This window comes from Burkholderia pulmonis, assembly GCF_984667975.1.
Genome location: NZ_OZ480186.1, coordinates 2,562,218 through 2,586,944, shown reverse-complemented (window position 1 = coordinate 2,586,944; position 24,727 = coordinate 2,562,218). Strand labels below are relative to the sequence as shown.

21 protein-coding genes, 2 tRNA genes and 3 rRNA genes are annotated in these 24,727 nt (G+C 61.5%); 15 read left to right on the top strand and 11 right to left on the bottom strand.

What is annotated here, in order from left to right:
* Positions 1-26: 26 nt before the first annotated feature.
* Positions 27-1,244: a DUF2863 family protein gene (locus tag AC5LXK_RS11945; protein WP_493389008.1), complete on the bottom strand. Its 1,218-nt coding sequence runs from the start codon at positions 1,242-1,244 to the stop codon at positions 27-29.
* Between the two features lie 568 nt (positions 1,245-1,812).
* Between AC5LXK_RS11945 and AC5LXK_RS11940 the strand changes: the two genes are divergently transcribed.
* From AC5LXK_RS11940 to AC5LXK_RS11905, 8 genes are all read left to right on the top strand, one after another.
* Positions 1,813-3,345, top strand: a 16S ribosomal RNA gene (locus tag AC5LXK_RS11940).
* A 62-nt stretch (positions 3,346-3,407) separates the two neighbouring features.
* Positions 3,408-3,484, top strand: a tRNA-Ile gene (locus tag AC5LXK_RS11935).
* Between the two features lie 87 nt (positions 3,485-3,571).
* Positions 3,572-3,647: transfer RNA gene (locus tag AC5LXK_RS11930), tRNA-Ala, on the top strand.
* 349 nt (positions 3,648-3,996) lie between these two features.
* Positions 3,997-6,878 (top strand): 23S ribosomal RNA (locus AC5LXK_RS11925).
* 188 nt (positions 6,879-7,066) lie between these two features.
* A 5S ribosomal RNA gene (rrf, locus tag AC5LXK_RS11920) occupies positions 7,067-7,179 on the top strand.
* The 16S, 23S and 5S rRNA genes sit together here with 2 tRNA genes alongside, the layout of an rRNA operon.
* Before the next feature lie 253 nt (positions 7,180-7,432).
* On the top strand, positions 7,433-7,837 hold the full coding sequence (gene cueR / locus AC5LXK_RS11915; protein ID WP_493389007.1) for a Cu(I)-responsive transcriptional regulator: 405 nt from the start codon (positions 7,433-7,435) through the stop codon (positions 7,835-7,837).
* A gap of 222 nt (positions 7,838-8,059) precedes the next feature.
* A complete protein-coding gene (locus tag AC5LXK_RS11910) occupies positions 8,060-8,206 on the top strand; it encodes a DUF3563 family protein (RefSeq protein ID WP_006478295.1) in 147 nt (48 codons plus the stop codon).
* Between the two features lie 114 nt (positions 8,207-8,320).
* Positions 8,321-8,689, top strand: coding sequence for a hypothetical protein (locus tag AC5LXK_RS11905; RefSeq protein WP_493391218.1), 369 nt, complete (start codon positions 8,321-8,323; stop codon positions 8,687-8,689).
* A gap of 15 nt (positions 8,690-8,704) precedes the next feature.
* Here the strand turns inward: AC5LXK_RS11905 and AC5LXK_RS11900 are convergent, their stop codons facing one another.
* Positions 8,705-9,550, bottom strand: coding sequence for a 23S rRNA (adenine(2030)-N(6))-methyltransferase RlmJ (locus tag AC5LXK_RS11900; protein WP_493389006.1), 846 nt, complete (start codon positions 9,548-9,550; stop codon positions 8,705-8,707).
* A 111-nt stretch (positions 9,551-9,661) separates the two neighbouring features.
* A complete protein-coding gene (locus AC5LXK_RS11895; protein WP_493389005.1) occupies positions 9,662-10,633 on the bottom strand; it encodes a potassium channel beta subunit family protein in 972 nt (323 codons plus the stop codon).
* A 164-nt stretch (positions 10,634-10,797) separates the two neighbouring features.
* Here AC5LXK_RS11895 and AC5LXK_RS11890 point away from each other — a divergent pair, with 164 nt between their 5' ends.
* Positions 10,798-11,586, top strand: coding sequence for a 3-hydroxybutyrate dehydrogenase (locus AC5LXK_RS11890; RefSeq protein ID WP_493389004.1), 789 nt, complete (start codon positions 10,798-10,800; stop codon positions 11,584-11,586).
* A gap of 113 nt (positions 11,587-11,699) precedes the next feature.
* Here AC5LXK_RS11890 and AC5LXK_RS11885 read toward each other — a convergent pair whose 3' ends face one another.
* Positions 11,700-12,899 carry an amino acid aminotransferase gene (locus AC5LXK_RS11885; protein ID WP_493389003.1) on the bottom strand — a complete coding sequence of 400 codons (1,200 nt, stop codon included), beginning with the start codon at positions 12,897-12,899 and terminating at the stop codon, positions 11,700-11,702.
* Between the two features lie 261 nt (positions 12,900-13,160).
* On the opposite strand from AC5LXK_RS11885, the gene uvrB reads away from it, so the two are divergent.
* The 5 genes from uvrB (at position 13,161) to AC5LXK_RS11860 (ending at position 18,712) form a co-directional block, all read left to right on the top strand.
* A complete protein-coding gene (uvrB, locus tag AC5LXK_RS11880) occupies positions 13,161-15,251 on the top strand; it encodes an excinuclease ABC subunit UvrB (protein WP_493389002.1) in 2,091 nt (696 codons plus the stop codon).
* 226 nt (positions 15,252-15,477) lie between these two features.
* Entirely contained in the window at positions 15,478-16,029 is a 552-nt protein-coding gene (locus tag AC5LXK_RS11875) for an iron transporter (protein WP_493389001.1), read from the top strand.
* Between the two features lie 55 nt (positions 16,030-16,084).
* Positions 16,085-16,417, top strand: coding sequence for a cupredoxin domain-containing protein (locus tag AC5LXK_RS11870; protein ID WP_034190351.1), 333 nt, complete (start codon positions 16,085-16,087; stop codon positions 16,415-16,417).
* 58 nt (positions 16,418-16,475) lie between these two features.
* The gene (locus AC5LXK_RS11865; protein ID WP_493389000.1) at positions 16,476-17,318 is read left to right on the top strand and encodes an FTR1 family iron permease; all 843 of its coding nucleotides are present in this window, start codon (positions 16,476-16,478) and stop codon (positions 17,316-17,318) included.
* Entirely contained in the window at positions 17,315-18,712 is a 1,398-nt protein-coding gene (locus tag AC5LXK_RS11860; RefSeq protein ID WP_493388999.1) for a 4Fe-4S binding protein, read from the top strand. Before AC5LXK_RS11865 ends, AC5LXK_RS11860 begins: the two co-directional genes overlap by 4 nt.
* Before the next feature lie 273 nt (positions 18,713-18,985).
* Here the strand turns inward: AC5LXK_RS11860 and hemP are convergent, their stop codons facing one another.
* The 3 genes from hemP to AC5LXK_RS11845 all read right to left on the bottom strand — a co-directional run bounded on the left by hemP (position 18,986) and on the right by AC5LXK_RS11845 (position 20,826).
* The gene (hemP, locus tag AC5LXK_RS11855; RefSeq protein WP_493388998.1) at positions 18,986-19,231 is read right to left on the bottom strand and encodes a hemin uptake protein HemP; all 246 of its coding nucleotides are present in this window, start codon (positions 19,229-19,231) and stop codon (positions 18,986-18,988) included.
* 139 nt (positions 19,232-19,370) lie between these two features.
* Positions 19,371-19,853, bottom strand: a complete 483-nt coding sequence (locus tag AC5LXK_RS11850; RefSeq protein ID WP_493388997.1) for an SRPBCC family protein — start codon at positions 19,851-19,853, stop codon at positions 19,371-19,373.
* Between the two features lie 100 nt (positions 19,854-19,953).
* Positions 19,954-20,826, bottom strand: coding sequence for a pirin family protein (locus tag AC5LXK_RS11845; RefSeq protein ID WP_493388996.1), 873 nt, complete (start codon positions 20,824-20,826; stop codon positions 19,954-19,956).
* Positions 20,827-20,948: 122 nt separating this feature from the next.
* Between AC5LXK_RS11845 and AC5LXK_RS11840 the strand changes: the two genes are divergently transcribed.
* Positions 20,949-21,923, top strand: a complete 975-nt coding sequence (locus tag AC5LXK_RS11840; protein ID WP_493388995.1) for a LysR family transcriptional regulator — start codon at positions 20,949-20,951, stop codon at positions 21,921-21,923.
* Between the two features lie 375 nt (positions 21,924-22,298).
* Here the strand turns inward: AC5LXK_RS11840 and AC5LXK_RS11835 are convergent, their stop codons facing one another.
* The 4 genes from AC5LXK_RS11835 to AC5LXK_RS11820 all read right to left on the bottom strand — a co-directional run bounded on the left by AC5LXK_RS11835 (position 22,299) and on the right by AC5LXK_RS11820 (position 24,688).
* Positions 22,299-22,727 (bottom strand): ExbD/TolR family protein, encoded by a 429-nt coding sequence (locus AC5LXK_RS11835; protein ID WP_006478310.1) that lies wholly within the window; start codon positions 22,725-22,727, stop codon positions 22,299-22,301.
* A 13-nt stretch (positions 22,728-22,740) separates the two neighbouring features.
* On the bottom strand, positions 22,741-23,472 hold the full coding sequence (locus tag AC5LXK_RS11830; protein ID WP_493388994.1) for a MotA/TolQ/ExbB proton channel family protein: 732 nt from the start codon (positions 23,470-23,472) through the stop codon (positions 22,741-22,743).
* Positions 23,473-23,507: 35 nt separating this feature from the next.
* Positions 23,508-24,233 (bottom strand): energy transducer TonB, encoded by a 726-nt coding sequence (locus tag AC5LXK_RS11825; protein ID WP_493388993.1) that lies wholly within the window; start codon positions 24,231-24,233, stop codon positions 23,508-23,510.
* Between the two features lie 218 nt (positions 24,234-24,451).
* On the bottom strand, positions 24,452-24,688 hold the full coding sequence (locus AC5LXK_RS11820) for a (2Fe-2S)-binding protein (RefSeq protein WP_493388992.1): 237 nt from the start codon (positions 24,686-24,688) through the stop codon (positions 24,452-24,454).
* Positions 24,689-24,727 lie beyond the last annotated feature (39 nt).

The following is a 24,727-nucleotide window of genomic DNA, read 5'->3' as shown; positions in this document are numbered from 1 at the left end:
CAGGCTGTCCGGGCCTGCGATGCGGATCAGTGGAAGTGCGGTTGGGCGGGCGACGCGTCTTCCGGCATTTCCGCATGGACGATTTCGCCGAGCGGATCGGCGTAGAGCGGCACGCCGCAGTCGTCGCAGTATTCGGGCTCGAAGCGGCCCGCGTGCCGCCGGACGTCGGTTACGCCGCATTCCTTCAACAGGCTCACGATTTCCTCGAGCGGCCCTTCGATCGGCGCTTCACCCTCGAGCGTCGCGCTGTCGATCGACACGTCGCCGTTTTCACGGCCGTAGAGCGGCCACACGACACCGTAGATCACGTCGTTGCTGGCACGCCGCGTGAAGCCGACACGGTACTCGTCGATACGGCGTTCGCCAAAGCCGGCGACCACCGCACGCAGCTCTTGCGGCGCCGCACCAAGTGTGTCGAAAAGATAACGAATGGCGGTTCGAACGGTGTGCGGACGAATGCGCTCGTCCGCATCCCGGCATGCCGAGTAGTACGCGTCCGGAAGCAGGCATTCGAATTCGCAGCCGGGCAGCGCGATCGAGAGGTTCGGGCCGCCCTGCGCCGTCCATTGTTCGAGGCACTGGCCGCGCTCGATACGGCTGCCGTTCTCTTCTTCCTGCCAGCGGAACAGCGGCGCACCGGCGGGCGCGGCGACGACCGCGAGCAGGAAGCGCGGATCGGCAAGGATCGGCGACGTTTCCGGCAGGTCGCCGAAGCTCAGCTTCGGCGTGTGCTGGCTGATCGCCGCATGCGCGAGCTGCTGGGCGAGCCGATAGGTTTCCACGTGGTGCCGCGGCAACTGGTCGATGCTGTAGAGGAACGGTGCAAGCCCGACGAGGGTGCCGTTCGCCAGCACGTGGGCCTGCAGGTGTGCTCGCAGCGCGTCGGCCACGTCGCCCTTGAGCGGACCCGACGGGATCATGTAACGCGTCCAGGCAAGAACCGGGATGGCGACCAGCAGCGCATCGTGCGGTTGGCCGTCGTGCTCGATCACCATCGACTCGCTGTGCGTCTCGGCCATGTCGGCGAGCGCGCCATAGGCATCGGGATGATTCTGCTGAAGATGGTCGAGCGCTGCGTCGAGCGTGGTCTGGTTGCCGTTGCGGACAATCTTGGCGAGCAGCGCATCGAGCTTCGCTTCCCAGAAGCGATCCTCGATGCGGCTGCCCGACGCGAAGAGCGCAAGCGACAGACCGACCAGTTTGTCGGCATCGGGGGGGAGGCGTTTGGCGATTCGCTGGCGCATATTAAAGACGTATATAGAAAGAGGCGAAGAACCTCACATTCTAGTCCGTTCTTTGCACCATAAGCGGTCTCGTGCCGGGGCAGGGCCGGCCGGCCGAATTCAGGCATTCGTAAAAAAGTTGCTTCACACCCCTTGCGCGATTGCTGTCGGGTGCATAGAATCACGCCTCTTTCGCGCTAACGGAAACGCAGCGCGGGAGGAAAGGGAAGCAGTGCTGTTGAGACCTGGTGGTAACGGCCTCGGCGGTACGGAAGTTGAACCCCGCAGTCGCAACGATGTAGTGTAAAAAGTTGTTGACGAGCTGCGAAACACGGTTCATAATCTCGCTTCTCTGCTGCTGAAAACGCAGCGCTGCTGAGAAACACGAAGTTTCTCGCAGAAATGCTCTTTAAAAATTAACAGCCGATAAGTGTGGGCGCTTGATGGAAGCGAGCTGATCCTCGGATCAGATAGCGAAAGTATCAAGAGTCTCACACTAAAGTAAGTCAGGTTTATGAAGTGATTCATATTCCTGTCAGCTTTGAGTGAGCGACCGGTTCTTAACTGAACCGAAAACAGTAACAGGTTTAAACTGAAGAGTTTGATCCTGGCTCAGATTGAACGCTGGCGGCATGCCTTACACATGCAAGTCGAACGGCAGCACGGGTGCTTGCACCTGGTGGCGAGTGGCGAACGGGTGAGTAATACATCGGAACATGTCCTGTAGTGGGGGATAGCCCGGCGAAAGCCGGATTAATACCGCATACGATCTATGGATGAAAGCGGGGGACCTTCGGGCCTCGCGCTATAGGGTTGGCCGATGGCTGATTAGCTAGTTGGTGGGGTAAAGGCCTACCAAGGCGACGATCAGTAGCTGGTCTGAGAGGACGACCAGCCACACTGGGACTGAGACACGGCCCAGACTCCTACGGGAGGCAGCAGTGGGGAATTTTGGACAATGGGCGAAAGCCTGATCCAGCAATGCCGCGTGTGTGAAGAAGGCCTTCGGGTTGTAAAGCACTTTTGTCCGGAAAGAAATCCTTGGCCCTAATACGGTCGGGGGATGACGGTACCGGAAGAATAAGCACCGGCTAACTACGTGCCAGCAGCCGCGGTAATACGTAGGGTGCGAGCGTTAATCGGAATTACTGGGCGTAAAGCGTGCGCAGGCGGTTTGTTAAGACCGATGTGAAATCCCCGGGCTCAACCTGGGAACTGCATTGGTGACTGGCAAGCTAGAGTATGGCAGAGGGGGGTAGAATTCCACGTGTAGCAGTGAAATGCGTAGAGATGTGGAGGAATACCGATGGCGAAGGCAGCCCCCTGGGCCAATACTGACGCTCATGCACGAAAGCGTGGGGAGCAAACAGGATTAGATACCCTGGTAGTCCACGCCCTAAACGATGTCAACTAGTTGTTGGGGATTCATTTCCTTAGTAACGTAGCTAACGCGTGAAGTTGACCGCCTGGGGAGTACGGTCGCAAGATTAAAACTCAAAGGAATTGACGGGGACCCGCACAAGCGGTGGATGATGTGGATTAATTCGATGCAACGCGAAAAACCTTACCTACCCTTGACATGGTCGGAATTCCGCTGAGAGGTGGAAGTGCTCGAAAGAGAACCGATACACAGGTGCTGCATGGCTGTCGTCAGCTCGTGTCGTGAGATGTTGGGTTAAGTCCCGCAACGAGCGCAACCCTTGTCCTTAGTTGCTACGCAAGAGCACTCTAAGGAGACTGCCGGTGACAAACCGGAGGAAGGTGGGGATGACGTCAAGTCCTCATGGCCCTTATGGGTAGGGCTTCACACGTCATACAATGGTCGGAACAGAGGGTTGCCAACCCGCGAGGGGGAGCTAATCCCAGAAAACCGATCGTAGTCCGGATTGCACTCTGCAACTCGAGTGCATGAAGCTGGAATCGCTAGTAATCGCGGATCAGCATGCCGCGGTGAATACGTTCCCGGGTCTTGTACACACCGCCCGTCACACCATGGGAGTGGGTTTTACCAGAAGTGGCTAGTCTAACCGCAAGGAGGACGGTCACCACGGTAGGATTCATGACTGGGGTGAAGTCGTAACAAGGTAGCCGTATCGGAAGGTGCGGCTGGATCACCTCCTTTCTAGAGCTTCTCGCAAAGTTGAGCGCTCACGCTTATCGGCTGTAAATTAAAGACAGACTCAGGGGTCTGTAGCTCAGTCGGTTAGAGCACCGTCTTGATAAGGCGGGGGTCGTTGGTTCGAATCCAACCAGACCCACCATTGTCTGACGTGTTGGTGGTTGCGAGCGCCTTGGCGTTTGCGAGCATCCTGAACCGACAGGCTGGAATCCTGAGGAAACCTGTACATGGGGGCATAGCTCAGCTGGGAGAGCACCTGCTTTGCAAGCAGGGGGTCGTCGGTTCGATCCCGTCTGCCTCCACCAATCTTCAATGACAAGCGTTCGAACGAAGCGATGTTCGAGTCTTTGTCATTGGCGATTGAGCCAGTCAGAGTGATATGAGTAACACCATATCGGCTGTCGTTCTTTAACAATCTGGAAGAAGTAAGTAATTTGGATAGCGGAAGCGTCTATGAGATGGACGTGAAAACTATCCGGGTTGTGATTGTATCGATGTATCTCAAGATGATTCGGGTCTACTCCCTTCGGGAGTGGGGCCAGCGTAAGCGCTAAAGCGCTAACGCCGGACCGACATCAATTGGAATACGGCACAAATGCGAGAACTCAACCTGTAGCGACTGTAGCGTCGAAAGATGAGACAGACTCGTTATAGGGTCAAGCGAACAAGTGCATGTGGTGGATGCCTTGGCGATCACAGGCGATGAAGGACGCGGTAGCCTGCGAAAAGCTACGGGGAGCTGGCAAACAAGCTTTGATCCGTAGATGTCCGAATGGGGAAACCCACTCCTTTTGGAGTATCCATGGCTGAATACATAGGCCATGTGAAGCGAACGCGGTGAACTGAAACATCTAAGTAACCGCAGGAAAAGAAATCAACCGAGATTCCCAAAGTAGTGGCGAGCGAAATGGGATGAGCCTTGCACTCTTTATTTGTATTGTTAGCCGAACGCTCTGGAAAGTGCGGCCATAGCGGGTGATAGCCCCGTAGGCGAAAACAGTATGAAAGAACTAGGTGTGCGACAAGTAGGGCGGGACACGTGAAATCCTGTCTGAAGATGGGGGGACCATCCTCCAAGGCTAAATACTCGTGATCGACCGATAGTGAACCAGTACCGTGAGGGAAAGGTGAAAAGAACCCCGGGAGGGGAGTGAAATAGATCCTGAAACCGCATGCATACAAACAGTCGGAGCCTCGAAAGGGGTGACGGCGTACCTTTTGTATAATGGGTCAGCGACTTACGTTCAGTAGCAAGCTTAACCGTATAGGGCAGGCGTAGCGAAAGCGAGTCCGAATAGGGCGTTCAGTTGCTGGGCGTAGACCCGAAACCAAGTGATCTATCCATGGCCAGGATGAAGGTGCGGTAACACGTACTGGAGGTCCGAACCCACTAACGTTGAAAAGTTAGGGGATGAGCTGTGGATAGGGGTGAAAGGCTAAACAAACTTGGAAATAGCTGGTTCTCTCCGAAAACTATTTAGGTAGTGCCTCGTGTCTCACCTTCGGGGGTAGAGCACTGTCATGGTTGGGGGGTCTATTGCAGATTACCCCGCCATAGCAAACTCCGAATACCGAAGAGTGCAATCACGGGAGACAGACATCGGGTGCTAACGTCCGGTGTCAAGAGGGAAACAACCCAGACCGCCAGCTAAGGTCCCCAAATATAGCTAAGTGGGAAACGAAGTGGGAAGGCTAAAACAGTCAGGAGGTTGGCTTAGAAGCAGCCATCCTTTAAAGAAAGCGTAATAGCTCACTGATCGAGTCGTCCTGCGCGGAAGATGTAACGGGGCTAAGCTATATACCGAAGCTGCGGATGCGTGCTTTGCACGCATGGTAGGAGAGCGTTCCGTAAGCCTGCGAAGGTGCGTTGAAAAGCGTGCTGGAGGTATCGGAAGTGCGAATGCTGACATGAGTAGCGATAAAGGGGGTGAAAGGCCCCCTCGCCGTAAGCCCAAGGTTTCCTACGCAACGTTCATCGGCGTAGGGTGAGTCGGCCCCTAAGGCGAGGCAGAAATGCGTAGCTGATGGGAAGCAGGTCAATATTCCTGCACCATTGTTAAATGCGATGGGGGGACGGATCGCGGAAGGTTGTCCGGGTGTTGGAAGTCCCGGTCGCTGCATTGGAGAAGGCACTTAGGCAAATCCGGGTGCGGAATTCAAGGGTGTGGCGCGAGCTTCTTAGGAAGCGAAGCAATTGGAAGTGGTTCCAAGAAAAGCCTCTAAGCTTCAGTTTAACAATGACCGTACCGCAAACCGACACAGGTGGGCGAGATGAGTATTCTAAGGCGCTTGAGAGAACTCGGGAGAAGGAACTCGGCAAATTGGTACCGTAACTTCGGGATAAGGTACGCCCTTGTAGCTTGATGCCCCTGCGGGCAGAGGGTGAAGGGGTTGCAATAAACTGGTGGCTGCGACTGTTTAATAAAAACACAGCACTCTGCAAACACGAAAGTGGACGTATAGGGTGTGACGCCTGCCCGGTGCCGGAAGATTAAATGATGGGGTGCAAGCTCTTGATTGAAGTCCCGGTAAACGGCGGCCGTAACTATAACGGTCCTAAGGTAGCGAAATTCCTTGTCGGGTAAGTTCCGACCTGCACGAATGGCGTAACGATGGCCACACTGTCTCCTCCCGAGACTCAGCGAAGTTGAAGTGTTTGTGATGATGCAATCTACCCGCGGCTAGACGGAAAGACCCCATGAACCTTTACTGTAGCTTTGCATTGGACTTTGAACCGATCTGTGTAGGATAGGTGGGAGGCTATGAAACCGGAACGCTAGTTTCGGTGGAGCCGTCCTTGAAATACCACCCTGGTTTGTTTGAGGTTCTAACCTTGGCCCGTGATCCGGGTCGGGGACAGTGCATGGTAGGCAGTTTGACTGGGGCGGTCTCCTCCCAAAGCGTAACGGAGGAGTACGAAGGTACGCTAGGTACGGTCGGAAATCGTGCTGATAGTGCAATGGCATAAGCGTGCTTAACTGCGAGACCGACAAGTCGAGCAGGTGCGAAAGCAGGTCATAGTGATCCGGTGGTTCTGTATGGAAGGGCCATCGCTCAACGGATAAAAGGTACTCTGGGGATAACAGGCTGATACCGCCCAAGAGTTCATATCGACGGCGGTGTTTGGCACCTCGATGTCGGCTCATCTCATCCTGGGGCTGTAGCCGGTCCCAAGGGTATGGCTGTTCGCCATTTAAAGAGGTACGTGAGCTGGGTTTAAAACGTCGTGAGACAGTTTGGTCCCTATCTGCCGTGGGCGTTGGATATTTGAAGGGGGCTGCTCCTAGTACGAGAGGACCGGAGTGGACGAACCTCTGGTGTACCGGTTGTCACGCCAGTGGCATCGCCGGGTAGCTATGTTCGGAAGAGATAACCGCTGAAAGCATCTAAGCGGGAAACTCGCCTTAAGATGAGATATCCCTGGGGACTAGATCCCCTTGAAGGGTCGTTCGAGACCAGGACGTTGATAGGTCAGGTGTGTAAGCGCAGTAATGCGTTCAGCTAACTGATACTAATTGCCCGTAAGGCTTGATCCTATAACAAGTCTGTCTCGACAGTCGTTAGCGCTTCAGCGCTGTACGAATGTCGAGCATCGAGTGCAAGGCGCTCGATGTACTGCGGTTGAAGTACCGCATATGTGTGAGATACAACCTCACAACCCAACCAAATTACTGCTTCTTCCAAGATTGGTTGTGCTGCGAAGCCAGCACAACAACCCTCTTTGCCTGATGACCATAGCGAGTCGGTCCCACCCCTTCCCATCCCGAACAGGACCGTGAAACGACTCTACGCCGATGATAGTGCGGATTCCCGTGTGAAAGTAGGTAATCGTCAGGCTCCCTAAGCCAGAAACCCCCGCCCGAAAAGGCGGGGGTTTTTGCATTGGCGCGACGGAAATGCGTGTGGAGCGGCCAAGCATGCTCCATTCATCCCGATCTCTCGACGTGCCTGCCGGATCAGTCGGCGCCATCTTGCCGCCAGGCGTTACCCTGAACGAAACCACGCGATTTGATACGATCGAAGTATCGTCGGCAGGTGGCATTCGCCGACGTTCGTGTTCGAAACCAGGGCTTGAGGGAGAGGGCGGGGAATGAATATCGGCGATGCGTCGCGCGAATCCGGAGTCAGCGCAAAAATGATCCGGTACTACGAACAGGTCGGCCTTCTTGCACCGAGCAAGCGTACCGATGCGGGCTACCGGGTCTATGGCGCGGACGAAATCCATATCCTGCGCTTCATCCGCCAGGCGCGACGACTTGGCTTTCTCGTCGAAGACATACGCAAGCTGCTGATGCTCTGGCAGGATCGTTCGCGCGCCAGCGCCGAAGTGAAATCGATCGCCCTTGAGCACGTGGCCGAACTCGACAAACGCATCGTGGAATTGAGCGACATGCGCGACACGCTGGCCGACCTGGCCGCGCACTGTCATGGTGACGGACGCCCGGAATGCCCGATTTTGGCGCGCCTGGCCGACCCCATCGGTGAACCAAATTAGTGCGTGCCCTCGAGCCTCAAAATAGGCTTCAATTCAATATCGATAAGAATCAAGGGGTTACGACCTGGATGTGCGCCTTCATTCCGATTGGGAATGGCTCCCATGCAAGTATTTCACTAGCATCTTGGTGCGGCATCGCTATAATTCGGGATAACCCTATACGGGAAATCCCTGAATCTCGGTTCACCATTCACCAGGGATCCCTCTTCCTTGGAGAACGTCATGATCGCCTACATCGTCGAAAAGCTGAGCAACTGGTTCGAATCCGCAGAACGTGAGCGCCGTGAGGCTTACCTCGCCACGTCGTCGGACATCGTCCAACTCGAGAGCCGCATTCGCTCGCTCGAAACCAACGGCTACTCGCTGTAATCGGAGTCACCGTCAGGTGCCGAGTGGCACCGAACGATAAGCAAGCCCCGTATTGACGGGGCTTTGTTTTTTTGTGCGCCGGATCTGGCGGAATCGTCGGTGCAGCGCTATGGTATGGGCCTGCTTTTCCTTCTGAAGGACACGATCATGCGTCTGCGTCTCGATGTGCGTCGCAGTGCCCGCGCGCGTCTCGTTCTGGGCGCGGCCGTGCTTGTCCATGGCCTCGCGGCCGGTGCCGCGACGTCGTCCAAACCGCTGGTTCTCGATACGCAACGCGGTATCCAGGACGGCAAGGGCGGGCTGGTGCTGCAGACGGCACCGTTGTCGACGGCACCGATCGTCGAGCCGGCAGGTATGCGGGCTCCGGCCGGGCAAGCGCCGAACACGTCGGTCCCGCTGTTCGTCGCGCCGTATATCAATGTTCCCGCGTGGAACGGGCAGCCAGCCAATCAGCCTAGGCTCGCACCGAGACCGCAGCCGTAACGGCCGGGCACTCGATCAGTTGCCGCGGTGCTCGATCTGGTAGCGGGCACCGCTGTCCTGTCCCAGCATCTCGACCAGGTAGGGCAGTGCCTCTTTCATGCTCTGCGCGAGCGTATACGGCGGATTCAGGATGAACATTCCGCTGCCGTAGAGACCGAGTCCATCGGTCGGCGGATTCGATACCGTCAGCGTCAGGTGCAGCCAGTTGTTCGGCTGCAGGCGCTTCAGCTGTTCGGGAAAGCGCTGCGATTCCAGCCGAGTGACCTGCGGATACCAGATTGCATAGCAGCCGGTCGCGAAACGCTTCAGGCATTCCGTCACGCAGTTCACCGTGCGCGTGTAATCCTTCTTGTCCTCGTAGGACGGGTCGATCAGCACGAGTGCGCGTCGCGGCGGCGGCGGCAGCAGCGCCTTGACGCCTTCGAAGCCATCACCGGCGAAGATCATCGCGCGGCGCCCGGCGTCACGGAAATTGTGGCGCAGCACGTCGATTTCCGTCGTGTGCATTTCGAACAGGCGCATGCGATCCTGCTCGCGCATCGACCGCCATGCGATGTACGGCGAACCCGGATAGAAGCGCAACTCGCCATCGTCGTTCAGCGCGCGGACTTCGTCGACATACTCGCCGAGTGCTTCGGGCAGATTCTTTTCGTTCCACAGCCGGCCGATGCCCGTGTCGAATTCCGACGTTTTCGCTGCATAGCCATCGCGCAGCGAATACACACCGGCCCCGGCGTGCGTGTCGACGTACCAGTACGATTTGTCTTTCTTGTTCAGGTAGCGCAGCAGCTGGACGACGACGGCGTGCTTGAGCACATCCGCGTGGTTGCCTGCGTGAAAACCGTGACGATAACTGAGCATGGCTGGCTGCCTGAAACGAGAGGTGAATCGATGAAAGCGGTCGATCGTGCGCGGCCGTCAGGCCGGACGCCGATGCGGCCGCGTATTGTACGCGAGTGGCCGTGAGTCGCCTTATTCGTATGCGTCGCCGACCACCTCCTCGATGCGTTGCTTCACATCCTGCGTCAGCTTCGCGACAACGTCGAGCGCGCGCATGTTGTCGCCGATCTGGTCGATCCGCGATGCGCCGGTGATGACCGAACTCACGCGCGGATTGGCGAGTATCCACGCGATGGCGAGCTGGGCGGTGCTGCAGCCGAGTTCGCTGGCGATCCCGCCGAGCCGTTCGACGATGTCGTTGGCGGCACGGTCGGTCAGGCGTTCACGCATCCAGTCGTAACCCTGCAACTGCGCGCGGCTGCCGGTCGGTACGCCGTCGCGGTACTTGCCGGTGAGCAGGCCCGATGCCAGCGGGCTCCAGGTCGTGAGGCCGAGACCGTAGTCGTCGTAGAGCCGCGCATATTCCTGCTCGACTCGAGTGCGGTGGAACAGGTTGTACTGGGGCTGCTCGACGACCGGCTTGTGCAGATGATGCCGCTCGGCGATTTCGCATGCGGCGCGGATCTCGTCGGCGCTCCATTCCGATGTGCCCCAGTACAGCGCCTTGCCCCGCACGATCATGTCGCTCATTGCCCAGACGGTTTCCTCGATCGGCGTATTCGGATCGGGGCGATGGCAATAGACGAGGTCGACATAGTCGAGCTGCAGCCGGCGCAGCGAGCCGTCGATCGCGTTCAGCAGGTATTTCCGGTTCAGCGTGTGATACTGGTTCGGTGCCTCCGCGAGCCCCCAGAAAAACTTCGTGGACACGATATAGCTGACGCGCGGCCAGTCGAGCGACTTGAGCGCCTGACCCATGATTTCCTCGGATTGGCCGCCGGCGTAGACCTCGGCGTTGTCGAAGAAATTGACGCCCGCGTCGCGCGCCGCAGCGAGGCATTCGCGGGCGACCCGCTGGTCGACCTGGTTGCCGTATGTCACCCACGAACCGAGGGAAAGCGCGCTGATCTGCAGGCCGGAGCGGCCTAGCCGTCGATAGTGCATGCGAATCTCCTGCGTAACGGAACCGACCTTAAGCTTAGACGTTTTGCGCGCGAACGGCGGGGCCGATCGTGCACAATGACGGCTGGCCTGCTGCGACGGTCTCGCGATGAGCGCGGATGCGGCGGGTGCGTGTTTTATCGATCCGACAACGGGAGGAGACGGACATGGCAGCAGATCTGAGCGGCAAGACCGCAGTCGTCACGGGCGCCGCGAGCGGCATCGGCAAGGAAATCGCACTCGAGCTCGCGAAGGCGGGCGCGGCCGTCGCGATTGCCGACCTGAACCAGGACGGCGCAAATGCGGTCGCCGACGAGATCAACAAGGCAGGCGGCAAGGCGATCGGCGTCGCGATGGACGTGACGAGCGAGGACGCCGTGAACAGCGGCATCGACGAGGTCGCCGAAACGTTCGGCTCGATCGACATCCTCGTGTCGAACGCGGGTATCCAGATCGTCAACCCGATCGAGAACTACTCGTTCTCCGACTGGAAGAAGATGCAGGCGATCCACGTCGACGGCGCATTCCTGACGACGAAGGCCGCGCTCAAGCACATGTACAAGGACGATCGCGGCGGCGTCGTGATCTACATGGGTTCGGTGCACTCGCACGAAGCGTCGCCGTTGAAGTCGGCCTACGTGACGGCCAAGCACGGCCTGCTGGGCCTCGCCCGCGTGCTGGCGAAGGAGGGCGCGAAGCACAACGTGCGCTCGCACGTCGTGTGTCCGGGCTTCGTGCGCACGCCGCTGGTCGACAAGCAGATTCCGGAGCAGGCGAAGGAGCTTGGCATCAGCGAAGACGAAGTGATCAAGAAGGTGATGCTCGGCAACACGGTCGACGGCGTGTTCACGACGGTGCAGGACGTCGCGCAGACGGTGCTGTTCCTGTCGGCATTCCCGAGCGCCGCACTGACGGGCCAGTCGTTCGTCGTCAGCCACGGCTGGTTCATGCAGTAATGCAGGGGCGGCGGTGCAGACGCCCGCCGCGCCGGACGAAAAAAACGCGCTCCGTGGAGCGCGTTTTTCATGTCGGCTGGGCGGGGCCGTCATGGCGGCCGCCCGGTGTTGCCTTACTTCAGGACGGCTGCGACCGCGTTGGCAACCGCGTCGAGGTTGCGCGTGTTCAGCGCAGCGACGCAGATCCGGCCCGTGCCGACTGCATAGATGCCGAATTCGTCGCGCAGGCGATCGACTTGTGCCGAGGTCAGGCCCGAATACGAGAACATCCCGCGCTGCGCGTTGATGAAGCTGAAGTCGCGATCGACGCCGCTTGCCTTCAGGCGCTCGACGAGGCCGTTGCGCATCGCGCGGATGCGATCGCGCATTTCGCCGAGTTCCTGCACCCACGAAGCGTGCAGTTCCGGCGACGCGAGCACCGCTGCGACCACCGCGCCGCCATGGGTCGGCGGGTTCGAGTAGTTCGTACGGATCACGCGCTTCAGTTGCGACAGCACGCGCGTGGCTTCTTCCTTGCTCGACGTGATGATCGACAGCGCGCCGACGCGCTCGCCATACAGCGAGAACGACTTCGAGAACGACGACGACACGAATGCGTTCAGGTCGGCCGCGGCGAACAGGCGCACGGCGGCGGCATCGGCTTCGATGTTCTCGCCGAAGCCCTGGTATGCCATGTCGAGGAACGGCACGAGGTTGCGCGCCTTCACGACGTCGACGACCTGTTGCCATTGCGCCGCGGTCAGGTCCACGCCGGTCGGGTTGTGGCAGCACGCGTGCAGCACGACGACCGTGCCGGCGTCATAGCCGTTCAGCGCCGACAGCATGCCTTCGAAGTTCACGCCGTTGGTGGCCGCGTCGTAATACGGGTACGCGACGACTTCGAAGCCGGCTGCTTCGAACAGCGCGCGGTGGTTTTCCCAGCTCGGATCGCTGATCGCGACCTTCGCGTTCGGGTTCACGGTGCGCAGGAAATCGGCACCGATCTTCAGTGCGCCCGTGCCGCCCAGTGCCTGGGCCGTGACCACGCGGCCCGCCGAGATCAGCGGCGAGTCGTTGCCGAGCAGCAGCTTCTGCACGGCCGCATCGTAGGCGGCGATCCCGTCGATCGGCAGGTAACCGCGCGGCAGGCCGGCTTCGACACGCACCTTCTCCGCTTCGCGAACCGCGCGCAGCAGCGGAATCTTGCCTTCTTCGTTCGTGTACACGCCGACGCCGAGGTTGACCTTGGTCGGACGCGCATCGGCGTTGAAGGCTTCGTTCAGGCCCAGGATCGGGTCGCGGGGAGCAAGCTGGACAGCGGAGAAGAGCGACATGATGATTCGGCAGTAGTGAAAAGAGGGTCAGGCTTTCAGCCGGCGGGGCGGGCGCAGCGGACCGCGCGCCAACGGGCACGGCGCCGGAAAGCGCAGCAGCCTGATATTGTAGCGAATTCGCGCTGGCGGGGGCGGCGAATCCGTCGCGATTCGGCGGCAAATCGCGATTTCGGGCGGCCGTCGCGCGTCAGGAGCCGACAGCAGTTCGCGCGGCCGCGAAGCGCTAGAATGCTTTCTTTGCCCTTGCTCCGGCCGCATTCCATGTCCGAACATCATGCCGACGTCGGCGACGCGCTCGACGAATCCAAATTCGTCACCTTCGAAGGATCGCCGTTCCAGCTGTACCAGCCGTATCTGCCCGCGGGCGACCAGCCGACCGCGATCGAGACACTCGTCGAAGGCGTCGGCGACGGCCTTGCCTTCCAGACGCTGCTCGGCGTAACGGGGTCGGGCAAGACGTTCACGATGGCCAACACGATCGCGCGGCTCGGCCGCCCGGCCATCGTGTTCGCGCCGAACAAGACGCTCGCGGCCCAGCTTTATGCGGAGTTCCGCGAGTTCTTCCCGCGCAACGCGGTCGAGTACTTCGTCTCGTACTACGACTACTACCAGCCTGAGGCCTACGTGCCGCAGCGCGACCTGTTCATCGAGAAGGACTCGTCGATCAACGAGCACATCGAGCAGATGCGGCTGTCGGCGACGAAGAGCCTGATGGAGCGCCGCGACGTGGTGATCGTCGCGACGGTGTCGGCGATCTACGGTATCGGCAACCCGTCCGAATACCACCAGATGATCCTGACGCTGCGCACGGGCGACAAGCTTGGCCAGCGCGACGTGATCGCGCGCCTGATCGCGATGCAGTACACGCGCAACGAGCAGGATTTCCAGCGCGGCACGTTCCGCGTGCGCGGCGACACGATCGACATCTTCCCGGCCGAACACGCGGAAATGGCCGTGCGCGTCGAGCTGTTCGACGACGAGGTCGAGACGCTGCACCTGTTCGACCCGCTGACCGGGCGCGTGCGACAGAAGATTCCGCGCTTCACCGTGTATCCGTCGTCGCACTACGTGACGCCGCGCGACACCGTGATGCGCGCGGTCGAGACGATCAAGGACGAATTGCGCGAGCGCCTCGAATTCTTCCACCGCGACGGCAAGCTTGTCGAGGCGCAGCGCCTCGAGCAGCGCACGCGCTTCGATCTCGAGATGCTGCAGGAGCTCGGCTTCTGCAAGGGCATCGAGAACTACTCGCGGCATTTCTCGGGGGCGGAGCCCGGCGATCCGCCGCCGACGCTCGTCGACTACCTGCCGCCCGATGCGCTGATGCTGCTCGACGAATCGCACGTGCTGATCGGCCAGCTGAACGGCATGTACAACGGCGACCGTGCGCGCAAGGAAAACCTTGTCAATTACGGGTTCCGCCTGCCGTCGGCGCTCGACAACCGGCCGCTGAAGTTTCCCGAATTCGAGCGCAAGATGCGCCAGGTCGTGTTCGTGTCGGCCACGCCGGCCGACTACGAGAAGCGCGTGACGGGCCAGATCGCCGAGCAGGTCGTACGGCCGACGGGCCTCGTCGATCCGGAAATCGAGGTGCGCCCGGCGAGCTCGCAGGTCGACGATGTGCTGGCCGAGATCAACGTGCGCGTGAAGGCCGGCGAGCGTGTGCTGATCACGGTGCTGACGAAGCGCATGGCCGAGCAGCTCACCGAGTTCCTGGCCGACCATGGCGTCAAGGTGCGCTACCTGCACAGCGACATCGACACGGTCGAGCGCGTCGAGATCATCCGCGACCTGCGGCTCGGCACGTTCGACGTGCTGGTCGGGATCAACCTGCTGCGCGAGGGCCTCGACATTCCGGAAGTGTCGCTCGTCGCGATTCTCGACGCGGACAAGGAAGGCTTCCTGCGCGCCGAGCGCTCGCTGATCCAGACGATCGGCCGCGCCGCGCGGAACGTGAACGGCAAGGCGATCCTCTACGCCGACAACATGACCGATTCGATGACGCGCGCGATCGGCGAAACGGAGCGGCGCCGCGCGAAGCAGATCGCCCACAACGAAAAGATGGGGATCACGCCGCGTGGCGTCGTGAAGCGCATCAAGGACATCATCGACGGCGTCTACAACGCCGACGAGGCGCGCGCGGAGCTGAAGGAAGCACAGCAGCGCGCGAAATTCGAGGACATGTCGGAAAAGCAGCTCGCGAAGGAAATCAAGCGCCTCGAGAAGCAGATGGCCGACTACGCGAAGAACCTCGAATTCGAGAAGGCCGCCGCGACCCGCGACCAGCTTGCGGTGTTGCGCGAGCGTGTGTTCGGCGCGAACGTCGGCGACCACATCAGCGGCGGCCGGTAAATCTTTCCAAGCGTCACCGAAAGGGTGGGTACCGAGCCTGTAAGCCTTGTCGGATCAGGGGTTTACACGGCTCTCCGTTTGTTCCGAAGCGGGTTCGGTGCTAAACTTCGCAATTATTGAGAATAGTTCGCATTAACGTTCTTCATCGCGTTAGTGTTTCCAGCGGGCGCCCTCGGCGGCGGCCCGTGTGTCGTCAAGATAGTCAGACAAATAACAAGGAGTGTCCATGTTGGGTTCTTCGTTCATCCGCACGACGGTTGCGGTAGCGGCGGCGCTTGCCGCGATGTCGGCCTCGGCGGCCGAATATCCGATCGGCAAGCAGCAGATCCAGGGCGGCATGGAAATCGGCGCGGTGTACCTGCAGCCGATCACGATGGACCCGGAAGGGATGATGCGCAAGGCGTCGGATTCCGACATCCACCTCGAAGCCGACATCCACGCGGTCAAGAACAACCCGACGGGTTTCGCGGAAGGCGACTGGATGCCGTACCTGCAGGTCACGTACAAGCTGACGAAGCAGGGCGACACGAAGTGGAAGGCCGAAGGCGACCTGATGGGCATGGTGGCGAGCGACGGCCCGCACTACGGCGACAACGTGAAGCTGGCCGGCCCGGGCAAATACCACCTGACGATGACCGTCAAGCCGCCGATGCAGTCGGGCCACATGGCGTTCGGCCGTCACATCGACAAGGAAACCGGTGTGGGCCCGTGGTTCAAGCCCATCACGCTCGAGTACGACTTCCCGTTCGCCGGTATCGGCAAGAAGGGCGGTTACTGATCGGTGGCATCACGAACGGCGCGCTTCGGCGCGCCGTTGGCGTAGAGAACCCAGAATGAAAATTCCCCAGAAAATCGTTGCCGCAGCCGCTGCGCTGTGGCTTGCCGGTGCAGCGCATGCTGCCGACCTGCCGACGTTCAAGCTCGAGATGACGGACGGCAAGCTGAATCCCGCCCGCATCGAAGTGCCGGCCGGCCAGCGTTTCAAGATCGAGATCAAGAACACCGGCAAGGGTGCCGCCGAATTCGAGAGCGTGCAGCTGCGCAAGGAGAAGGTGCTCGCACCGGGCGCCGATTCGTTCGTGGTCGTCGCCCCGTTGTCGCCGGGCGAATACAAGTTTTTCGACGATTTTCACCAGCAGGCGCAGGGCGTGATCGTCGCGAAGTAACGCGTTTTATCTGCGCGCGGGCGCACACGTCCCTTGTCCCGCGCGTCAGGAGGTATCGATGGGTCAGATCTTGTTCATCGTCTGGCGGGAGAGCGTCGAAGCGCTGCTCGTCGTCGGCATTCTCTATGCATGGCTGAAGAACGGCGACGACGACGCGCGCCGCGGCCTGCCTTTCCTCTGGGCCGGCGTCGGCGCCGGCCTGCTGATGGCCGTCGGCCTCGGCGCCGCGCTGGTCGGGTTCACCGAAGTGTTGTCCGGCGACGCGCAGGACTACTTCCAGACAGCGATGGTGCTGATCGCCTGCGTGCTGATCGTGCAGATGGTGCTGTGGATGCGGCGGCACGGCCGAACGCTGAAGCGCGACATGGAGCAATCGCTGCAGGAAAGCACGCGCGATTCGAACTGGTGGGGCGTTGCCGTGCTGGTCGCGCTCGCGATCGCGCGCGAAGGCAGCGAGACGGTGATCTTCCTGTACGGCCTCGGTTTCGGCCAGTCGGGCCACGTCGGCGGCAGCCAGATGCTCGCGGTCGTGATCGGCCTCGGCCTGGCGTTCTTCACGTTCTATCTGCTGCAGCTCGGCGGCAAGTACTTCTCGTGGCGGCATTTCTTCCGCGTCACCGAAGTGATGCTGCTGTTCCTCGGCGCGGGCCTGTTCCAGACCGGTGTCGACAAGCTGATCGACAAGGAAATCCTGCCGCTCGGCATCTCGCAGGTGTGGGATACGTCCGCGATCCTCGATGATTCGAGCACGTTCGGCTCGCTCGTCGCGACGCTGACCGGCTATCGCGCGCACCCGGCGCTGACCAACCTGGTGGCCTATGCGGTGTACTGGGCGGTCGTCTGGCTGCTGATGAAGCGCGCGAGTCGCCGTCCGGCCGTTGCCGCGGGCCGCGCGGCATGAGCGTAGTCGCCGCAGCCAAGCCGGGCTGGCTTGCACAGGCCGGCCAGTGGATGCAGCGCCACGGTGCGCTGATCCGCGGTATCCAGTGGATCGTCGTCGCGGTCTACGCGTTCCTGATCATCGTACCGGCGGTGTTGCCGCTGCCGGACGATTCCGCGCATCTGTGGAACAACCTCACGCTCATCGCGCAGTTCGCGTTCTGGGGCATCTGGTGGCCGTTCGTGCTGCTGTCGATGGTGATGCTCGGCCGTGTCTGGTGCGGTGTGTTGTGCCCGGAAGGCGCGCTCACCGAATATGCGAGCAAGTTCGGTCGGGGCGGCCCGATTCCGCGCTGGATCCGGTGGGGCGGCTGGCCGTTCGTCGCGTTCGGGATCACGACGATCTACGGGCAGATGGTGAGTGTGTACCAGTACCCGCTCGCGGTGCTGTTCGTGCTCGGCGGCTCGACCGTCGGCGCGATCGTGATCGGCGTGCTGTACGGCCGCGAGAAGCGGGTGTGGTGCAAGTACCTGTGTCCGGTCAACGGCGTGTTCGGGCTGCTCGCGCGGCTCGCGCCGATGCGCTACAAGGTCGACGAGGATGCGTGGCGCCGCTCGTACAAGAACGGTGAACACGGCCATCGCGTGATTCCGATCAACTGCGCGCCGCTCGTGCCGTTGCGCAGCATGAAGGGCGCGGCGGAATGCCATATGTGCGGCCGCTGCAGCGGGCACCGCGACGCGATCTCGCTGTCGCTGCGTTCGCCGTCCGACGAAGTCGTGAACCTCGGCGCGCAGCAGGCCAACCCGTGGGACACCGCGCTGATCCTGTACGGCCTGCTCGGCGTTGCGATCGGCGCGTTCCACTGGACCGTCAGTCCGTGGTTCGTGCAGATCAAGCAGTGGCTCGCGGGCTGGCTGATCGACCGCGACATCACGTGGCCGCTCGAGACCAATGCACCGTGGTTCCTGCTCACGCATTATCCGGATCGCAACGACGTGTTCTCCTGGCTCGATGGCGGGCTGGTCGTCAGCTACATCGTCGGTACGGGGCTCGTATACGGCACGGCGCTGCTGGTGCTGCTGGCCGGCGCCACGCTGATGCTCGGCCGCTTCGATCGCGTTCGGTTGCACCACCTCGCGCAGGCACTGATCCCGATCGCGGGCGCGGGTGTGTTCCTCGGGCTGTCGGCCACGACGCTGTCGTTGCTGCGCGCCGAGCATGTGCCGCTCGGCTGGGCGACCGATGTGCGCGTTGCCATCCTGGTCGGCGCCAACGCATGGAGTGCGTGGCTCGCGTGGAAAGTGACGGGGCGCTACGCGGCGTGGCCACGCCGGCTCGCGGCATTCGCGTGTTTCGCCGCCGGGCTTGCCGTCGTCGACAGCGCGTGGTGGCTGATGTTCTGGGGGTTCTGAAGCGGCTTGCATGCGGCTTCGGCTGTCATGCATCGACGCGGTAACGCAAGCGGGCGGCATGCTTCACGCATCGGCCGCCCCCAAAAAAAAGCGGCACGTCCTTCGACGTGCCGCTTTTTTTCTACCTTGTGCGAGAACCAAAAAAAGTGGCTTGGCTTGCTGCAACGGCTGCTTGAGTGTGTTTGCACGAAGGGGTCTAGATCTCGCGTGCAAGCCGTTACGCTGGCTACTGCCCAACACCTCTCGAGGAGGTGGTCCCCACAATACTCTGTCTTACTTCGTCAGGATCAGCTTGCCGAGCCGTGTGGCACGCAACTGATACGTCTCTCCGTTATGCGCGATGCTGATGTGGCTGTGGCCTTGCAACAGCGCGTCGCTGTTCAGGACCCGCGTGACTGCTTCGCGGTTGCCGGCGGGTTTTGCCGGCGTGGTGACCGCTGCCGTTTTCTGGCGGCTGCTGGCTGCAGTGCCGGTCGTGCGGCGCAGGGTCAGCGTGGTCGGGCGCATGGTGTCGGTCATTCGGTTTGATCGGTGACTGTCGATACGATGGAATGAATTCTAAATGATAACTATTCCCATTTACAAAAACTCTTTATCGATCGAAATGCCTGACTTGATAGTTTGAGTCAAAGGGCGGCCCGCAGGCCGCCGCAGGGTTTCAGTGCAGCGGATCGGGAGCCTTGCGGCCCTGTGCGTATTCGCGGATCAGGCGGACCGTGTCGATATCCGACGTGCGGTACGCTTCCTTGACGATCCCGTGCGTCTGCCGCGCGTCTTCGCTGTCGTCCGTGACCGTCAGCGTCGTGCGGTACTCGAAACGCACGAACAGCTCGTGGTCGTCGCGCTCCTCGATCGTCATCGTCAGCGAGCCGCCGATCTCGCCATCGGCCGCAAGGATGTCGTAGCGGACCTGCTGGTTCGGCGTGAACGTGACATGATCGCGCACGGTCGCATGGCCATAGTGCAGTTCACGTTCGAGCGTCGTGTCCGTCCGTTCGAGGACGACGCAGCTGTCGAGGCCGAGCACGAACAGTTGCGGCTGTTCGGCGCGCAGCACGAGGCCTTCCCAGAGCTGGTCGCGGGTGAGGGCGGGCACGGCCGGATCGTCGGCGTTGATCTGGATCAGGTGTTCGAAGTTCAAGGGGGCGGATTCCTTCTGGTGGCGGGCGGCCACATGGTTCAAGAAGTCATTGTGACGCAAATCTACCTGCTTCGCGGCACCCGCCGTCCTTGAACGGGCGTCACGCTTCGATGCGGCCCATGCGGCCGCTCTGGTAGTCGACGACGGCCTGCCGGATCTCTTCCTCGGTGTTCATCACGAACGGGCCGTAGCGGACGATCGGCTCGTTGAGCGGCACACCGCCGATCAACAGCAGGTCGAGCGGCGTGTCGCCGGCGGCGAACGTGACGGTGTCGCCGTCGTCGCCGTAGACGACCATGTGCCGTGCGTCGACAGCCTGCCTGTCGGGCCCGTAGAAGCCCGCTCCGTCGATCGGATAGGCAAACACGCGATAACCGGCCGGCACGGGCTGCGTGACCGCTGCGCCGGGCTCCAGCGTGAAATGCTGGTAGAGGATCGGCGTACGCGTCTCGATCGCGGCCTGGACGCCGAATGCCTCCCCGGCGATCACGCGGACGCGCGCGCGGCCGTCCGGCGACGTCGCGGTCGGGATGCGTTCGGTCGGGATCTCCTGATAGCGCGGCGCGATCATCTTGTCGCGGCGCGGCAGGTTGACCCACAGCTGGAAGCCGTGCGACCGGCCGCCCGTTTGCGCGAATGCCGGATCGGGCATCTCGCTGTGCACGACACCGGCGCCGGCCGTCATCCACTGCACGTCGCCGGGGCCGAGCGTGCCGGCATGGCCGGACGAGTCGCGATGGCGGAAGCGTCCGTCGAGTGCGTAGGTCACGGTCTCGAAGCCGCGGTGCGGATGGTCGGGCGCGCCCACGGCTTCGCCGGGGGCGTAGTCGACCGGGCCCATTTCATCGAGCAGCAGGAACGGATCGAAATCCATCAGCAGCCGCGTCGGGAACGGGCGGTGGACCACGAAGCCGCCGCCTTCGGTGGTGCGAAGCGCGGGGTAGATGCGGTCAAGCGAGCGAGCAGTCGTCATGAGGAAGCCCTCGGAATCATCGGAATAGCGTTATTTTTGAAACATAGCGCTATTATATTGGGCGTTTTACCGTTCGATTGGCGGCGGAACGCAATGGATTGTTCTGAAATTGGAACGATGAGATGAATATCGATGCACATAACCTGAACGACCTGATGTACTTTTCGCAGGTCGTCGAACATGGCGGCTTCTCGGCCGCGGAGCGCGTGCTGGGCATCTCGAAATCGCGCTTGTCGCGGCGCCTGACCGAGCTCGAGGCAGCGCTTGGCGTACGTCTGCTGCAGCGCTCGACGCGCAAGCTTGCGCTGACCGAGGCCGGGGAGCTGTTCTACCAGCACTGCCAGGCGATGCTTGCCGAAGCGCAGGCCGCGATGAACGCGGTGCAGCAGTTGCGCTCGTCGCCGCGCGGCTCGGTGCGGGTCAGTGTGCCTGTCACGCTGTCGCAGACGATGCTGTCGCGCATCCTGCCCGAATTCCTGCGCCGCTTTCCCGAGGTGAAGGTGCACGTCCGCGTGACGAATCGCGTGATCGACCTGTTCGATGATTCGATCGACGTCGCGTTGCGCGTGCGCTCGGAGCCGCCGCAGAACGCCAACATCGTCGTGCGGCCGCTGTGGCGCACCGAGCAGATGCTGGTCGGCGCGCCGAGCCTGCTGAGCCAGAATGCGCCGCCGCTGGTGCCGGATGACCTGACCGGCTTCGAGACGCTCGATACGCCGAGCGTCGACGGTCGGCACGTGTTCAACCTGATTGCCCCGGACGGGACGCGTCATGTGCACGAGCATGATCCGCGACTCGTGACGGCCGACCTGATGACGATTCGCGAGGCCGTGCTCGACGGCCTCGGCATCGCGGCGCTGCCGGAGATGATGTACGGCAACGCGCTGCGTGCGGGGCAACTGTCGCCCGTGATGCCGGGCTGGACGTTGCCGGTGCCGCAGCTGTACGCGGTGTTCGTGTCGCGGCAGGGGATGCCGCCCGCGGTGCGCGCGTTCGTCGACTACCTGGTCGAGAAGCTCGATCACGGCGCGTACAAGGAGCCCGGTTGCCCCGAGCGCGCGAAGAAGGAAGCGGCGGCCGATGTTTCGGCGACCTGAACACGTCGCGCACGACGACGCAAATTTGTTTTGTCATTGAAGCGTCGCCTGCAATCGCAAGTTTCAATCGCCGGAACCTTGAATGCGTGCGCGGGCGGGCCTATATTGAAATCCCATTTCGTGAAGGAAGTTCTGAGCGAAATCAGGTGGCCGCATATATTGTGAGCCAGATAGGGCAGAACGCGCAGTCCGTGCAGACCACGGCAGAGTCGCATTTGCGTTGCTCGAGGCGTAACCGATACCGCCAAAGAGCCCGCCGCCCGAAGGCGCCCGCGTGCGCATGAAAAAAGGCCTTCATCTGGCGATGAAGGCCTTTTACTTTGTGCGTGGCCGGCTAGGTCGGCCGGCGAGGCGTTACCGCAAGACGTGCGCGCGTTACTTCGCTTTCGCGCCCGGCTCCGTCACGAAGCCGAGCTTCGTCAAGCCGCCTGCCTGTGCATCCGACATCACTTCCGCGACGTGCTCGTAGGCAACCTTGCGATCCGCGCGCAGGTGCAACTCGGGCTGCGGCGTGCGTTTCGCGGCTTCCGCGATACGCGCCTGCAACTGCTCGCGCGTGACCGTGTGGTCGTCCCACAGGATCGTGCCGTCGCCCTGGATCGCGACGTCGACCGTCTGCGGTTTTTCGTCGACGGGCTGGCTGCTGGCGTGCGGCAGGTCGATCTTCACCGCATGCTGCATCGCCGGGATCGTCACGAGGAAAATGATCAGGAGTACGAGCATGACGTCGACGAGCGGTGTCATGTTGATCTCGCTCATCACTGCATCGTCGTCATCGTCGCTGAAACCGGTGTTCATGGCCATGGTTCACCTCGTCTCAGCTGGCGCGCGTCGCGAGACGCAGGCCGTCGCGCGTCGACGACGACGCGAGGCTCGCGCCCGTCACGAAGTATGCGTGGAGGCCGTGCGCGAAGCGACGCAGCTTGCTGACGACACCCTTGTTCGCACGGGTCAGCGCGTTGTAGCCGAGCACGGCCGGAATCGCGACGAACAGGCCGAAGGCCGTCATGATCAGCGATTCGCCGACCGGGCCTGCAACCTGGTCGATCGACGTCTGGCCGGTCGCGCCGATCGCGAGCAGCGCGTGATAGATGCCCCACACCGTGCCGAACAGGCCGACGAACGGTGCCGTGCTGCCGATCGATGCGAGGATCGCGAGACCGCTCTGCATGCGCGAGATGCCTTCATCCATCGTGTCCTTCAGGCAGCGCGTGACCCAGTCCGACACGTCCATGCGATCGTGCAGGTGCGGTTGCGTCTGGTGATGATGGTCGGCGGCTTCCTTGCCCGATAGCGCGAGCGCGAGGAACGGGTTGTCGTTCGGCGTCGATGCAGCGAGGCCGAGCTTCTTGATGCCGTCGTCGAAATCGTCGGAATGCCAGAACGCCTGCTCGGCGTTCTTCGTGAGGCGGTTCAGGCGGATCACGTTCCAGCCCTTGATGACGATCACCATCCACGACAGGACCGACATCACGAGCAGCGTGATCGCGATGGCGCGCGTGACGAAATCACCTTGCGCCCAGACGTGCGCGATACCGTAGCTTTGCATTTTTTGTTTCCTTTGAATCTTCCGGATGAGGCAGGTTAGTCGGTGAGCCCGAATTTGTAGGGCTGTGTACGGGCGGCGCGGATCGCCTGGCCGTTCTCGACATACGGACGGCACGTGGTGGCGCGCATCGCGTCGAGCGCGGCATCGTCTAGGCGCGGATAGCCGCTGCTCTTCTGCAGTTCGATGCTTTCGATCTTGCCGGTCACGCCGACAACGAAGTGAACATACGCCGTGCCCGATTCGCCGCGGCGGCGCGACATCTGCGGGTAGATCGGATCGATGAAATTGCACTGGAGCGTCGGGACGTTCTTCGGTGCGCTGACCTGCATCGTTTCGCGCGCCGGGCTGGGCGTGGCGGCCGGTGCCGAGGGGGCGGGCGCGGAAGGCGTCGGCGTCGGATCGGCGGCCGGTGTAGGCGACGGGGCCGGTGATTGCGCAACCGGCTGCGGCGTCGGCTTTGCCGCCTTCTGCACCGGCTTCGGTTCGACCTTCGGCTTCACGCGCGGTACGGGCTTCGGCGGCGCAGGTTGCGGGATCGATTCGGCCGCGACCTGCTGTGCGATCGGCGCAGGCTGGATGAGCTGTACGGCGATCGACTGAACTTCGACCGTTTTCGGCGGCGGCGGGTTGCGATGGAGCCAGGCGGCCGTCAGCATGATCGCGTGTGCGGCAAGCACACCGACCGCGACGACGATCACTCGGGGATTCATACGTGGTGCAGCCGGCATGGCGCCGGCAGGAGCGAGATGCGAAGCCTGCATGTTAGCTTGAAAGAACGATGTCGCACCCGGGGCGCGGCGGGTGAATCGGCATCACTTGCGGAAGATCAGCAGCGAGATGCAAACGGTGGTCACAAATCCGATCAGCAATTCCATGACAGGCTCCTTGGCAGGTAAGCCGCTGGCTCGCGTAGACGGTGGCTTGCTGACGGTCAAGACAAAAAATGCGGCCGGGGCCGCATGCGCACACTCGGCGCCGGTCAGGCAGCCTTGCGTTCGTAGAACGTGACCGGGATCGGGTGAGCGTGATGCTCGACACCGCACCGGCTCGCGCAGACGCCTTGCTCGGCCATGAGGTCGCGTACGGACTCCTCGCACTTGCCGCAGCACGTGGCCACGCCGAGTTCGAACTGGAGTTCATCGAAAGAGCTCGCGCCCTCGGCGAGGGACGCGCGAATCTTGCGATCGGAAACAGACTTGCACACGCAGACGATCATGATGAGTTGCGATAGCTAACGTTAATGCGAATTATTATC